Genomic DNA, 13162 nt, shown 5'->3' on the forward strand with positions numbered 1-13162 from the left:
TTGCCTGGCTATGGTGAGCCGATGTCCACCGACTCCGCTGTCTCCGCAGAACCGGTCTCCGCGCGCCGGCTGCTGGCGCTCCTCGTGCCCGCCCTGGCCGTCGGAGTGGTCTCGGCCCTCGTCCTGCTCGGCGTCAGCCTGCTCTCGGAGGAGCTGCAGGACGTGCTCTGGCAGACGCTGCCGGACGCCCTGTCCATCGGCCGGTACTCCTCGCTGTGGATGATCGTGATGCTCACCGCGACGGGCCTGGTGACCGGGCTGGTCATCCGGGCGGTGCCCGGCCGCGCCGGGCCCGACCCGGCGACCACGGGCCTGGTCGATCCGCCGCTGCCGCCGGGCACGGTGCCGGGTCTGCTGGCCGTGACGGTCCTGGCCCTGGCGGGCGGGGTCAGCCTGGGTCCGGAGAACCCGATCACCGCCGCCAACATCGCGCTGGCCTGCTGGGCGGGCCGGCGGTTCGCGCCGGACTCCCCGGCCGCCGTATGGCTCGCGCTCGCCGCGGCGGGCACCATCGGCGCGCTCTTCGGCACGCCCGTGGCCGCCGCGCTGATCCTCACCGAGACGCTCTCCTCCCGCTCCGGGCCCGGAGCGCTCTGGGACCGGCTCTTCGGGCCCCTCGCGGCCGGCGCGGCCGGGGCCCTCACCATGAACCTGGCCGCCCACCCCAGCTTCGACCTGTCGCTGCCCGCGTACACCCACACCCACTGGGGCGACCTGCTCTCCGCGATCGTGATCGCCTCCGCCGGAGCGGTGCTGGGGCTGGCGGCGGTGTACGCCTTCCCGTACGCCCACAAGGCCTTCCGCGCCCTGTCGCACCCGGTCCTGGCGCTGACGCTGGGCGGACTCCTGCTCGGCCTGCTCGGAGCGCTCGGCGGCCACCTCACCCTGTTCAAGGGGCTGGAGGAGGTGAAGGAACTCACCGCCGACCCGGACGGCCGGTCGGCCGCCGAGTTCGGGCTCATGGCCGTCGTGAAGACCGCGGCCCTGCTGATCGCCGCGACCTGCGGCTTCCGGGGCGGCCGGATCTTCCCGGCCGTCTTCTCCGGCGTCGCACTCGGCCTGTGCGCCCACGCGCTCGTCGACGCGGTGCCGGTGTCCCTCGCGGTGACCTGCGGAGTCCTGGGCGTACTGCTGGCCATCACCCGCATGGGCTGGCTCAGCCTGTTCACGGCCGCGGTCCTGGCCTCCGACATGACCCTGCTCCCGCTGCTCTGCGTCGCCTCGCTGCCGGCCTGGCTGCTGGTGACGGGGCGTCCGCTGATGCAGCTGAAGGAGGACGGCAGGCCGCTGCACTGAGCCCGGACGGACCCCGCCGACGCGCCGCACGCCCGGACTGTCCGTATGGTCGGATTCGTACGGCCTCGCGGCCAGGAACCGAGAAGGGCAGGTCGGCGATGCCGCTCCACAAGGGCTCACCCCGCAAAGAACCGTCCGCGGAGCAGCGCAGGCTGTCCCTCAATCCGTTCTTCGGGGAGGCCGACCCGACGGCGGGCATGGAGTCCGCGCCACCCCGGCACAAGCTGCCGGACGGGGCGCTGCCGCCCGCCACCGCGTACCGCCTGGTCCACGACGAGCTGATGCTCGACGGCAATTCACGGCTCAACCTCGCCACCTTCGTCACCACCTGGATGGAACCCCAGGCCGGGGTGCTGATGAGCGAGTGCACCGACAAGAACATGATCGACAAGGACGAGTACCCGCGCACCGCCGAGCTGGAACGGCGCTGCGTGGCGATGCTCGCCGACCTGTGGAACGCCCCCGATCCCTCGACGGCCGTGGGCTGTTCGACGACCGGGTCCAGCGAGGCCTGCATGCTGGCCGCGCTCGCGCTCAAGCGCCGCTGGTCCAAGCGGAACGCCGACCGCTACCCGGCGACCGCCCGGCCCAATCTGGTCATGGGCGTGAACGTGCAGGTCTGCTGGGACAAGTTCTGCACGTTCTGGGAGGTCGAACCGCGCCTGGTCCCGATGGAGGGCGACCGCTTCCACATCGACCCGCAGGCCGCCGCCGACCTCTGCGACGAGAACACCATCGGCGTGATCGGCATCCTCGGCTCGACCTTCGACGGCTCCTACGAGCCCATCGAGGAGCTGTGCGCCGCCCTCGACGCCCTCCAGGAGCGCACCGGCCTCGACATCCCCGTCCACGTGGACGGGGCGTCGGGGGCGATGGTGGCGCCGTTCCTGGACGAGGACCTGGTCTGGGACTTCCGGCTCCCCCGGGTCGCCTCGATCAACACCTCGGGGCACAAGTACGGGCTGGTCTACCCGGGTGTCGGCTGGGCGCTGTGGCGCTCGCCCGCCGAACTGCCCGAGGAACTGGTCTTCCGGGTCAACTACCTGGGCGGCGACATGCCGACCTTCGCGCTGAACTTCTCCCGGCCCGGCGCCCAGGTGGTGGCGCAGTACTACACCTTCCTGCGGCTGGGCCGGGAGGGCTACCGGGCCGTGCAGCAGGCGTCCCGGGACGTGGCCCGCGGCCTGGCCGAACAGATCGAGGACCTGGGCGACTTCCGGCTCCTCACCCGGGGGGACCAGTTGCCCGTGTTCGCGCTGACGACCGTGCCGGAGGTGACGGCGTACGACGTCTTCGACGTGTCGCGGCGGCTGCGTGAGCGCGGCTGGCTGGTGCCGGCGTACACCTTCCCCGCGAACCGCGAGGACCTGTCGGTGCTGCGGATCGTGTGCCGCAACGGCTTCTCCTCTGACCTCGCGGAGCTGCTGCTGGAGGACCTGCGACTGCTGCTGCCCGAACTGCGCGCCCAGGAGCACCCGTTGAGCCGGGACCACGGTTCGGCCACGGCGTTCCACCACTGAGAGGCCGGCGCCACCGAGGGCGGTGGCGCCGGAACCCTCAGTGGTTCAGCCGTGCGAACCGCCTCACGGCCAGCGGGAGGAACACCGCGAGCAGCGCCAACGGCCAGAGCACCGCGAGGAGTCCGGCGTGGGCGGCGGCCCAGGAGTCCCCGCCGCCGCCCGGGTTGCCGAACAGCCCTCGTACCGCCGTGGCCGTCGCCGACATCGGGTTCCACTCGACGACCGCGCCCAGCCACCCCGGCATCGACTCCGGCACCGCGAACACGTTGGAGAGGAAGCCGACCGGCCAGACCAGGATCTGCACCGCCTGCACCATCTCCGGCCGCCCGGCCACCAGCGCCAGCAGGATGCCGAGCCACAGCATCGCGAACCGCAGCAGCAGGAGCAGCCCCACCGCCCCCAGCGCCGCGACCGCCCCGTCGTGCCAGCGCCAGCCCATCGCGTACCCCACCGCGGTCATCACGGCGAGCGCGGCCACCGACTGGAGCATGTCGGCGACGGACCGGCCGACCAGCACCGCGCCGGAGGCCATCGGCATCGAGCGGAACCGGTCGACGACCCCCTTGTTCAGGTCCTGGGTCACCGCGAGCATGGTCGACTCCAGGCCGAAGGCCATGGTGAGCGCGAGCATCCCGGGCACCAGGTACGCGGCGGTGTCGCCCTCGACGCCCCGGCCGCCGCCGACCAGGTAGTTGAACATCAGCAGGAGCATCACGGGGAAGACCAGACCCACGACGACCTGCACCGGCTGCCGTGCCCAGTGCGCCAGTTCGCGCCGGGTCATGGTCCAGGAATCGGCTACCGCCCAGCCCGCCGCGCTCATGCCGCCACCTCCACGTCGTCCGGCCCGTGCCCGGTCAGGGACAGGAACACCTCGTCGAGCGTCGGCCGGCGCACCGCGATGTCCTGCGCCTCGATGCCCGCCTCCTCCAGCACCCGTACGGTCCGGGCGAGCGTGGCCATACGGTCCCCGGCCGGTGCGCCGGCCAGCCGCCGGTCCCGGTCCACCACCGCGCCGCCGGTCAGCAGCCCGGCCGCCCGGTCCAGTTGGGCCGCGTCGCGGACGACGACGTCGATCCGGTCGCCGCCCACCCTCGCCTTCAGCTCGTCCGCCGTGCCCTCCGCGGCCACCCGCCCGCCGTCGATCAGCGAGATCCGGTCCGCGAGCTGATCGGCCTCCTCCAGGTACTGGGTGGTCAGCAGTACGGTCGTGCCGCCGCCCACCAGGGAGCGCACGGCCGCCCACACCTCGGCCCGGCCGCGCGGGTCGAGTCCGGTCGTCGGCTCGTCGAGGAAGAGCACCTCCGGGTCCGTGATCAGCGAAGCGGCCAGATCGAGCCGCCGCCGCATACCGCCGCTGTACTCCGCGACCGCCTTGCGGCCGGTGTCCGCGAGCCCGAACCGGTCCAGCAGCTCGTCGGCCCGGACGCCCGCCCGGCGCGCGCCCAGGTGGTACAGCCGCCCGAACATCTCCAGGTTCTGCCGGCCGCCGAGCTGCTCGTCGACCGCCGCGTGCTGCCCGAGCAGCCCGATCCGGCGCCGGACCTCGCCCGCCTGCCGCCGTACGTCGTGCCCCGCCACCTCCACCCGGCCCCCGTCGTGCCGCAGCAGCGTCGACAGGATGCGGACCGCGGTGGTCTTTCCCGCGCCGTTGGGGCCGAGCACCGCGTGCACCGTGGAGCGGGCGACCGCGAGGTCGAGGCCGTCCAGGGCACGCTTCGCCCCGTATCGCTTGTGCACTCCTTCGACGACGATCGCATCGGTCAAAATCGTCACACCCCCCTCGTAGTCAAACTTGACTAGCAGAGGAAAGGTAACCGGCCGCACCGCATTCGTCAAACTTGATTAGTGAGCGTCCCCCGGATCGGCGACACCGGTGGCGTAAGGGTTCTCCTCGCCCTCGGCGAGCACGCCGACGAACGGTTCGCCCTCACCCGCGAAGGTGTACGCCCCGCCCTCGATCCGGGCGATCAGCCCGCGCGTCCAGTCGGCGCCGGCGTCCGCCGAGTGCACCCACATGTTCATGATCTCGCCGATGTGGCCGATCGACTCGGGACCCGCCTCCGGCGTGTAGTACTCGGTGACCGCCGACCGCCACGTGGCCAGACCCGCCACCCGCTCCTTGAGCAGGGACACCGCCTCCGACCGCTCCAGGTCGACGATGCCGCCCAGTCCCGCGGAGAGCACGTCCAGCTTCTGGTCGTACGAGGTCAGCGCCGCGCGCAGCAGCGTGAAGTACTCCTCGTCGCCCTGCTCGGTGATCTCGTACTCGGTACGCGGCGGGCCGCCGGCGGTGCTCGGGGCGACCTCGTGGGCGAGCAGGACGCCCTGCTTCGCCATCTGCTTCAGTGCGTGGTAGATCGATCCCGGCTTGGCACTGGACCACTCGTGGGCGCCCCAGTACTCCAGGTCGTTGCGGATCTGATAGCCGTGCGCCCGGCCGTGCTGCCGCACGGCACAGAGAACCAGCAGCCGGATCGCGGACATACCCACACACCTTTCTACTCAACTTTGATGAGAGTAGCGGTGCGTGATTCAGAGCGGGAAAACGCTCCGGCCGTGCTGGATCGATATCCACTTCTGGGTGGTGAAGGCGTCCACCGTCGCCTCACCGTTCAGCCGGCCCGTCCCGGACTGCTTCTCGCCGCCGAAGGAGACCAGCGGGTCGTCCTGGACGGTGGCGTCGTTCACGTGGAACATCCCGCTGCGGATCCGCCGGGCGAACCGGACCCCGCGTTCGGCGTCCGCGGTGTGCACCGCGCCGCTGAGCCCGTAGGGGCTGTCGTTGGTCATCCGTACGGCCTCGTCCTCGCCGTCGAACGTGGCCAGCAGCGCCACCGGGCCGAAGATCTCCTGAGCGAGCAGCGGGGAGTCGTCCGCGAGTCCGGTGAGGACGGTGGGCTCCACCAGATTGCCGCGGGTGCGGCCCCTGACCAGTGCCGTGGCCCCGTCCGCGACCGCCTGGTCGACCAGCGCGGTCAGGGCGTCCGCCTGGAAGGTGTTGATGACGGGGCCGATCTGGGTGTCCGGGTCACGCGGGTCCCCGGTCCGCAGCGCCGCCACGCGTGCGGTGAACTTCTCGGTGAACTCGGGCGCGACGGCCCGGTCCACCAGAATGCGGTTGGCGGCCATGCAGACCTGGCCCTGGTAGACGAAGCGGCTGAAGACCGCGGCGTCGACCGCGTAGTCGATGTCCGCGTCGTCGAGCACCACCAGGGCGCTGTTGCCGCTGAGTTCGAGGATGGTGCGCTTGAAGAGCGCGCCCGCCGTCGCGCCGACATGGCGGCCGACCCGGTCCGATCCGGCGAAGGAGATCACCTTGGGGACGGGGTGCTCTATGAACGCGTCGCCTATCTCGGCCACGTCGGTGACCAGGATGTTGAGCAGTCCGGCCGGCAGTCCCGCGTCGTGGAAGATCTTGGCGACCAGCCCGCCGCCGACCACCGGGGCGTTCTGGTTGGGCTTGACGACGACCGCGTTGCCGAGCGCCAGGGCCGGCGCGGCCGACTTCATCGTCACCAGGAAGGGGAAGTTGAAGGCGCTGATGACGCCGACGACCCCGACGGGACGCCGGTAGAGCCGGTTCTCCTTGCCGTCCACCGGGGAGGCCAGGATCCGGCCGCCGGGGTGCAGCGCCTGATGGGCGGCCTCGCGCAGGAACTCCTGGGCGGCGCGCAGTTCGTACCACGCCTTGGACCGGGTGCCGCCCAGTTCGTCGATGACGGCCTCGACGATCTCGTCGGCGAGCTCCTCGGTGATGCGCAGGGCCCGTTCCATGACCCGGGCGCGCTCGTACGGGCTCGTGGTGGCCCAGGACCGCTGCGCGCGCTCGGCGGCGCGGTAGGCGCGGTCGACCTCTTCGACGGTGGCGATGGTGATCGCGGCGAGCTTTTCCCCGTTGTAGGGATTGAAATCAATGATGTCCCACGAGCCGGTGCCGGTGCGCCATTCACCGTCGATGTACTGGTCGGCCAGCTCGCGGAAGAAGGACATGCGATCCCTTACTGCAGGTGCAGACTCCTGTGGGGGTGTCATGGTACTGAAATATCAGGAGAGTTGGAGTAGACCACGGAGGAGATCCCGGCTCTCCTCGGGACCTGGGCTGTCCGCGTGGAGCCGCACCATCGCCTTTTCGTACTGGGCGACTTCTTCTGCCTTGTCCAGATAGAGCGCACTTGTCAGCTGCTCCAAATAGACAATGTCCGACAGATCGGATTCCGGGAATCGCAGCATCGTAAAGGAGCCGCTCTCCCCCGCGTGTCCGCCAAAACTGAAGGGCATCACCTGGAGAGTGACGTTCGGCTGTTCCGACATTTCAATCAGATGCCGCAATTGCCCGCGCATCACCTCGCGTCCGCCGTACGGCCGGCGCAACGCCGCCTCGTCCAGCACGGCGTGGAAGCGGGGGGCCCGCTCGGCGACGAGTGCCTTCTGCCGCTCCAGCCGCAGCGCGACCCGGCGGTCGATCTCGGCGGCGGGGGCTCCGCGCATTCCCCGGGAGACGACCGCGTGGGCGTACCCCTCGGTCTGCAACAGGCCGTGCACGAACTGGACTTCGTAGATCCGGATGAGCGAGGCCGCCCCTTCCAGACCGATGTATGTCTGGAACCAGCCGGGCAGCACATCGCCGAAACTGTGCCACCAGCCTGCCACGTTGGCCTCACGGGCCAGGCCGAGCAGGGAGTCGCGCTCCACCTCGTCCGTGACGCCGTAGAGCGTGAGCAGGTCCTCGACGTCCCTGGCCTTGAAGCTCACCCGTCCCAACTCCATGCGGCTGATCTTCGATTCGGAAGCCCGGATGGAGTAGCCGGCCGCCTCACGGGTGATACCGCGCGAGTCACGCAACCGTCTGAGCTGTGAGCCCAGCAGGATGCGCCGCACCACGGATCCACTCGACTCGCCTGCCGCCACTGGTCCAACCCTCCCCATCGCTTCCCGGGCATCGGGGCTCCCCCTGAACCCCAAGAGCCGGATTCTGCCATCAAAACGCTTCAGCCCGTACTCATTCGATTACGGAAATGGGAAGACTTGCCCAAGACCCCAAATCTCCCCACAGGAAGAAATGAGCAAGAACCGGCACGGGACCGGACAGGTCAGGCGCGTGCACGTGCATCTGCCCTTGCATCTGCCCTGCGCATTCGGAACCATGGGCGTCGCGCACCTGCGTGCTCGTTCGTGTTGTGCCGCTGTACCCGAGTACCCGTAGTACCGAGACAGCCGCGAATCCCGGGAGTGCCTCGTATGGGGACGAATGGATCGACGATGCTCGAGCCGTTACGGCAGGGGCTTCCCCCCATCGATCCCTCTGCCGTCTCCGGATCAGCCACCTGTACGCTGCCTGCCCGTTACGAGGCAGTCGGAGGGGCCAGACAGTTCACCCGGTCGACCCTGACCGGCTGGGATCTGAACGAACGGTTCGACGATGTCGCCCTCGTCGTCTCGGAGTTGGTCACCAACGCCCTGCGGCACGCGCTGCCCGCCGACATCCCGCGCGAACCCCAGGACCCGCCCGTGCGGCTGCACTTGATGCGCTGGACGTCACGGCTGGTGTGCGCGGTGCGCGACCCGAGCCAGGCGAGCCCGGTGGCTTCGGAGGCCGCCGACTCGGCGGAGTCGGGCCGCGGCCTCTTCCTGGTGGAGTCCTTCAGCGACTGCTGGGGCTGGCACCACTCACCCGTACTGGGTACGGAGGGCGCCCCCGGCGCCGCGCTGCGCGGGAAGGTCGTCTGGGCGCTCTTCCGGCTGTCCGACCCGGTGTGACACACCGCCGGGCGGACCGGGCGACGCCGCGCACGACGGCGGGGCGGTGTCGCACGGCGGGACGGAGGTCAGCCCTCCGCTACCAGGTGGTCGAACTCCCCGTCCTTGACGCCGAGCAGCAGCGCCTCTATCTCGGCCGGCGTATAGACCAGCGCCGGACCGTCGGGGTGGCGCGAATTCCGCATCGCCACATCCCCGTCGGGCAGTTTCGCGAACTCCACGCAGGATCCCTGGGAGTTGCTGTGTCTGCTCTTCTGCCAGGCGACTCCGCGAAGCTCTGTCGCCGCCATGCCGTTGTACACGTGGTGCACAGGACGCTCCCCGAGTTGCAAGGTGCAAGTGTCAACTGTCTCGGATCATAGCTCTGTTCAATTTCTCCTGCATGAGCGGATGCATGGGCAGATGCACGTGCACGGGCGGTGTTCCCCTGGTTACAGCTTCTCGCAGAAGAGACGTAGGACGGGCCGGTTCCGCTCCCGATTCCCCGAGTTGGCGCTCTCAAGCCTGTGGCGACCCACTGGTAGCTTGGATGGTCTTTCGTCATCCAGGGGGAATTCCACATGCGCAAACTCGTACGTACTGGTGCAGTTGTCGCCACCGGCCTGCTGACCGCTCTCGCGCTGACCGGCTGCGGCAGCGACAGCGACAAGGGTGGCACGGACGGGAGTTCCGGCTCCACCACGCCCCCGGCGCCCGGCACCGGTGACGGCTCCGGCTCCGCGGCGGGCGACGGGGACAGCGCTTCCTCCGGCGGGCTCAAGGCGCTGGAGGGCGCCTGGGCCGGGCTGACCGACGGCAAGGCCGTGGTGCTGTCCGTCGCATCCGGGAAGGCCGTCGTCGTCGCCGACTCCCATGTCTGCTCGGGCAGCGCCAAGGGCACGGACAAGGTGACGCTGGCACTCACGTGCGCCGACGGCGACACCGGCCGGACCGCGGGGGCCGTCGAGTCCAACGACGGCAAGACCCTCGTCGTCTCGTGGGACGGCGGGACCAAGGACACCTTCGCCAAGACCGACGCCGACTCGCTCGAAGGACTGCCCGGCCTGCCGACCCCGTAACACCCCCGGCAGGTACGGCCCCTGGCGGGCGGTCCGGCCTCGACCGCGGCCTCAGTCGTCGTCGGAACCGGGCCGCGAACCGTCGTCCAGGCCGCGGGAGAACTCCTCCAGGGCTTCGAGCAGGAGGCCGGCCCCGTTCCGTACGACCGGGTCCGACTCCCCCTCGCGCAGCCGCTCCTCCTCGTCCCACTTCTCCAGCGCCTCCCGCACAGGACCCCAGTCCGGCACCCGCCTCTCCCGCACCGCCTTCGCGCCCTGCTCGGTGGACCGGCGCAGCGCCTCGGCCAGCGGGGCGGCCTCCGGCACGGGGGTGGCGCCGCCCTCCGGGAGGTGCGCCTCCATCAGCATCGCGACCCGGCCGAGCTGGGACAGGGCGTGCTGGGTGTCGTCCGCGGCGGCGCGCGAGAGACCGCGGTGGCGCACCGGTTCGTGCTGGGCGGTGGCCACCGCCTCCTGCCAGGCGACCCGGGCCGCACGGGTGCGCAGCAGCGCGTTGCGGACGTCGCCGTGCCCGCGGTCGGCGGGATCGGCGTACTGGTCGACGACCGAGGCGGCGTACCGGCCGTCCTCCTTCAGCCAGTCGCCGAGCCGGTTGCGCAGCCGCGGCGTCTCCCACGCCGGGTAGACCGCGTACGAGAGCATCGCGAGGAGCCCGCCGCCGAGGGTGAGGACGACCCGTTCCAGCACGGTCTGCGACCAGTCGTCGCCCGCCATGCCCAGCAGGAAGACGACGTACGCGGCGACGCACGCCTGCCCGACCGAGTAGCCGGTGCGCATCAGCAGGTACATCAAGAGGGCGCAGACCACGGCGAACGCGGCGGACAGCTCCACGTCGGGGTGGGCGGTCTGGACGATCGCGGTGGCGAGGAAGACCCCGACGACGGTGCCGCCGAAGCGGGCCACGGAGCGTTCGTACGTCTGGGAGAACTCCGGCCGCATCACCATGACGGCCGTCATCGGCGCCCAGTAGCCGTGGCCGTACGGCAGCAGGGTGCCGAGGAGGTAGCCGACGGCGGCGACGACGGAGATCCGGATGGCGTGCCGCAGGATCGGGGAGCCGCGGTGCAGCTCGCCGCGCATCGACTTGAGCACGACCGGGACCAGCCGCAGCAGGGTGGGGCGCCGCTGGTGCTCCGGCTGCCGGCGGCCCCGGCCCGCCGCGATGGCGTCGGTGGTCTCCTCGGCCTCGGCCCGTTCCTCCTTGGTGCCGTCGCCCTCTGCCGCCTCGATGACGTCGGAGAGCAGCGCGGCCAGCCGGTCGGCGGCGCGGAGCGGCGGGCCGGTGAGCAGCGCCCCGGTGTCGGGGGTCTTCAGGGCGGCAAGGGCGGGCTCGGGGAGCCGGACCGGGTCGCCGTGCCGGATCGCCCGCGCCGCCGCGTCGAGCAGCGACGCGGCGGCGGCGAGCAGTTCACGGACCCGGTCGCGCTCCGGGCCCTCGGCCGGTACGCCCATGGCCGGGTCCGCGAGCGAGGCGAGCACCGGTCTGATCCGCTCGGCGACCCCGCGTGAGCCGTGCAGTTCGGCCGGGCGGCGGCGGGCCTGGCGCGGGGTGACCGCGGCCGCGCTGCGGGCCTCCATCAGCGGCACCGGGTCGAAGTGGGCGACCGGGTCGTGGCGCAGCCTGCGGGCGTAGTCCGCCTCTGCGGCCAGCGCGTCGGCGAGGGCGTCGCGCTGGGCGCCCCATCTTCGGACCGGGAACAGCACGATCAGCGCCGCCTGGACCACTCCGCCGAACGCGATCATCGCCCCGTGCAGGGCCGCCTGGGCGACGGAGGTGGGCAGGGTGATCGTCACCAGCATGATCGCGACGTTGGACGCGGCGATGATGCCGCCTGTCGGGCCCGCCGCCCAGGCCAGCCCGGCAAAGAAGGTCCAGAGCACCAGCAGGACCATGAAGAGCGCCAGCCGGGAACCGGTGACATAGCCGAGGAACGTGGACACGGCGAGGCTCGCGCCGGAGATGAGAGCGAGCACCGGGCGCGGCCGCCAGCTGCGCTGGAAGGTGGCGACGGCCGCCTGGAACGCGCCGAACGCGGAGCTGGCCGCGACCACGGGCCCGAAGAAGGCCAGGCTCACGCCGATCACCAGGGCCAGACCGGCCGCGCCGCGGATGGCGATCAGCGGTTCGAGGCGCCGCCGCTCGATCGTCAGCCCCGAGCGGGCGGTCTCCTTCAGCGCCCGGAGCCAGCTCATGCCGAGAGCCTAGCCGGATTTACCGTTATGCCCGAGTTGTCGCGACCAGTGGCCGGGCCCTGTCACCGGACCGGACCCACCGCCTCCACCGCCCGCGCGCGGGTGGTGCGCGATGCCGTCAGCCGGAGATCTCCGGGGCGTCCGCGCCCATCCGGGCCCGGTCGGCGGCGGCCGTCCCGTGGCTCCAGCCGTCCGGGTCGGTGGCGCCCCGCACCCGGGTGGTCGTGGTCTGCGGGAACATCCGCTCGGCGGTGTCCGTGACCGCCATGTCGCGGGCGGCCAGCACGGGCAGCAGCCCGGGGTCCGCCGCGGTGGACGGGCCGGCCGCGCCGCCCTCGGCGTCGGCCTGCGCGGTGGCGCGGGCGGTGCCGTCGGCCAGCCGGCGGCCCAGCCGCTGGGCGTAGGCCATCAGGAAGGACTGCCGGAAGGTCTTGGTCCGTTTGCGCCCGCCGGCCCGCTGACCCGCCTCGGCCCTGGTCATCGCCACGGTGCCCTGGACCAGCAGCGAGGTGTGGAGCAGTTCCACGGCCTCCAGGTCCGGTTCGAAGCCGACGACCGTCGTGAAGCCGAGGTCGCTGTTCCACACGGCCCGGCAGCGGTTCGCGGAGGCGACGGCGTCGAGCAGGATCGCCTTGGCCGTCTCGTAGGGGGCGTCCACCCCGATCCGGCAGGCGCCCGGCGCGCGGCTGCTGTGCGTACGGGCGGCGAGCAGCGCCTCGTCGATGCTGTGCCGGGCCATGAGCTCCTGCGCCTTGGTGGTGAGCGCCTCCGCCTCCTCGGGGAACCCGGTCGCCTCCGCCTTGGCCAGCAGGGCCCGGATACGGGTCAGCATGCGGGGTTCGTCGTGCGCGGGCGGCAGGTTCAGCCCGTCACGCGGGGCGCCGGGCGGGGGTCCGACCGGCTCGATGGCGGGCAGCCGCAGGAGCAGCCGGTAGAGCCCGAGCAGCTCGGAGGCGTACGTGAACCGGTCGGGCCGGTTGACCGGAGGCGCCGGGGGCAGCTCGTCCAGCTGGGGCTGCCAGCGCGGCGGCAGCCGCTCGTACCGCCGGACCTCCGAGGTGATCAGCCCGGCGGCCAGACCGGCCCGGTGCTCGTCGAGTTCGCGCCGGACGACCCGTACGACATCCGCGGGCAGCCAGCCGCGCTCCCAGGCGCGCCGGACGAACTCCTCGCCGCGCCGCAGCAGCTCGGCGTCGGCCGCCGGATCGGCGGCGAGGAGGGAGGCGCCGGTGTCGAGACCGGCGTCGCCGTCCGAGTAGAGGGCAGCCGCGAATGCCTGGTCGATCACCGGTTCCATGAGGTCAGGGTAGGCGGGGCGGGGTCGGCGGAATTCAT

General features: G+C 71.6%; 12 protein-coding genes. 4 read left to right on the forward strand and 8 right to left on the reverse strand.

Annotated features, from left to right (window positions below):
* Positions 1-21: 21 nt before the first annotated feature.
* On the forward strand, positions 22-1296 hold the full coding sequence (locus ACIQM0_RS26355) for an ion channel protein (protein WP_401290991.1): 1275 nt from the start codon (positions 22-24) through the stop codon (positions 1294-1296).
* A 98-nt stretch (positions 1297-1394) separates the two neighbouring features.
* Positions 1395-2816, forward strand: coding sequence for a glutamate decarboxylase (locus ACIQM0_RS26360; protein WP_401290993.1), 1422 nt, complete (start codon positions 1395-1397; stop codon positions 2814-2816).
* A 37-nt stretch (positions 2817-2853) separates the two neighbouring features.
* On the opposite strand, the gene ACIQM0_RS26365 is transcribed toward ACIQM0_RS26360, so the two are convergent.
* From ACIQM0_RS26365 to ACIQM0_RS26385, 5 genes are all read right to left on the reverse strand, one after another.
* Positions 2854-3639: an ABC transporter permease gene (locus ACIQM0_RS26365; protein WP_401290995.1), complete on the reverse strand. Its 786-nt coding sequence runs from the start codon at positions 3637-3639 to the stop codon at positions 2854-2856.
* Positions 3636-4583: an ATP-binding cassette domain-containing protein gene (locus ACIQM0_RS26370; RefSeq protein ID WP_401291343.1), complete on the reverse strand. Its 948-nt coding sequence runs from the start codon at positions 4581-4583 to the stop codon at positions 3636-3638. The genes ACIQM0_RS26365 and ACIQM0_RS26370 overlap by 4 nt, the downstream gene beginning before the upstream one ends.
* 78 nt (positions 4584-4661) lie before the next feature.
* On the reverse strand, positions 4662-5303 hold the full coding sequence (locus tag ACIQM0_RS26375) for a PadR family transcriptional regulator (RefSeq protein ID WP_401290998.1): 642 nt from the start codon (positions 5301-5303) through the stop codon (positions 4662-4664).
* A 48-nt stretch (positions 5304-5351) separates the two neighbouring features.
* A complete protein-coding gene (locus ACIQM0_RS26380) occupies positions 5352-6809 on the reverse strand; it encodes an aldehyde dehydrogenase family protein (protein WP_401291000.1) in 1458 nt (485 codons plus the stop codon).
* A gap of 54 nt (positions 6810-6863) precedes the next feature.
* A complete protein-coding gene (locus ACIQM0_RS26385) occupies positions 6864-7745 on the reverse strand; it encodes a helix-turn-helix transcriptional regulator (protein ID WP_363029629.1) in 882 nt (293 codons plus the stop codon).
* Positions 7746-8078: 333 nt separating this feature from the next.
* On the opposite strand from ACIQM0_RS26385, the gene ACIQM0_RS26390 reads away from it, so the two are divergent.
* Positions 8079-8576 (forward strand): ATP-binding protein, encoded by a 498-nt coding sequence (locus ACIQM0_RS26390; protein WP_363029503.1) that lies wholly within the window; start codon positions 8079-8081, stop codon positions 8574-8576.
* 68 nt (positions 8577-8644) lie between these two features.
* On the opposite strand, the gene ACIQM0_RS26395 is transcribed toward ACIQM0_RS26390, so the two are convergent.
* Entirely contained in the window at positions 8645-8887 is a 243-nt protein-coding gene (locus ACIQM0_RS26395; protein ID WP_306089608.1) for a DUF397 domain-containing protein, read from the reverse strand.
* 249 nt (positions 8888-9136) lie between these two features.
* Between ACIQM0_RS26395 and ACIQM0_RS26400 the strand changes: the two genes are divergently transcribed.
* The gene (locus ACIQM0_RS26400; RefSeq protein ID WP_401291002.1) at positions 9137-9634 is read left to right on the forward strand and encodes a hypothetical protein; all 498 of its coding nucleotides are present in this window, start codon (positions 9137-9139) and stop codon (positions 9632-9634) included.
* A 51-nt stretch (positions 9635-9685) separates the two neighbouring features.
* Here the strand turns inward: ACIQM0_RS26400 and ACIQM0_RS26405 are convergent, their stop codons facing one another.
* Together ACIQM0_RS26405 and ACIQM0_RS26410 are read right to left on the reverse strand one after the other, a co-directional pair.
* Complete coding sequence (locus ACIQM0_RS26405; RefSeq protein ID WP_401291003.1) at positions 9686-11827, reverse strand: FUSC family protein; 2142 nt, start codon at positions 11825-11827, stop codon at positions 9686-9688.
* A gap of 118 nt (positions 11828-11945) precedes the next feature.
* Positions 11946-13124 carry a DUF2786 domain-containing protein gene (locus tag ACIQM0_RS26410; RefSeq protein WP_401291004.1) on the reverse strand — a complete coding sequence of 393 codons (1179 nt, stop codon included), beginning with the start codon at positions 13122-13124 and terminating at the stop codon, positions 11946-11948.
* Positions 13125-13162 lie beyond the last annotated feature (38 nt).

This window comes from Streptomyces sp. NPDC091387, assembly GCF_044756945.1.
GTDB lineage: Bacteria > Actinomycetota > Actinomycetes > Streptomycetales > Streptomycetaceae > Streptomyces.

Excerpts from the sequence above, each read along its gene's own strand:
- ACIQM0_RS26375 (WP_401290998.1), bottom strand. The coding sequence starts at position 5,303 with ATGTCCGCGATCCGGCTGCTGGTTCTCTGTGCCGTGCGGCAGCACGGC.
- ACIQM0_RS26365 (WP_401290995.1), bottom strand. The coding sequence starts at position 3,639 with ATGAGCGCGGCGGGCTGGGCGGTAGCCGATTCCTGGACCATGACCCGG.
- ACIQM0_RS26355 (WP_401290991.1), top strand. The coding sequence starts at position 22 with ATGTCCACCGACTCCGCTGTCTCCGCAGAACCGGTCTCCGCGCGCCGG.
- ACIQM0_RS26410 (WP_401291004.1), bottom strand. The coding sequence starts at position 13,124 with ATGGAACCGGTGATCGACCAGGCATTCGCGGCTGCCCTCTACTCGGAC.
- ACIQM0_RS26380 (WP_401291000.1), bottom strand. The coding sequence starts at position 6,809 with ATGTCCTTCTTCCGCGAGCTGGCCGACCAGTACATCGACGGTGAATGG.
- ACIQM0_RS26390 (WP_363029503.1), top strand. The coding sequence starts at position 8,079 with ATGCTCGAGCCGTTACGGCAGGGGCTTCCCCCCATCGATCCCTCTGCC.
- ACIQM0_RS26405 (WP_401291003.1), bottom strand. The coding sequence starts at position 11,827 with ATGAGCTGGCTCCGGGCGCTGAAGGAGACCGCCCGCTCGGGGCTGACG.
- ACIQM0_RS26400 (WP_401291002.1), top strand. The coding sequence starts at position 9,137 with ATGCGCAAACTCGTACGTACTGGTGCAGTTGTCGCCACCGGCCTGCTG.
- ACIQM0_RS26360 (WP_401290993.1), top strand. The coding sequence starts at position 1,395 with ATGCCGCTCCACAAGGGCTCACCCCGCAAAGAACCGTCCGCGGAGCAG.
- ACIQM0_RS26385 (WP_363029629.1), bottom strand. The coding sequence starts at position 7,745 with ATGGGGAGGGTTGGACCAGTGGCGGCAGGCGAGTCGAGTGGATCCGTG.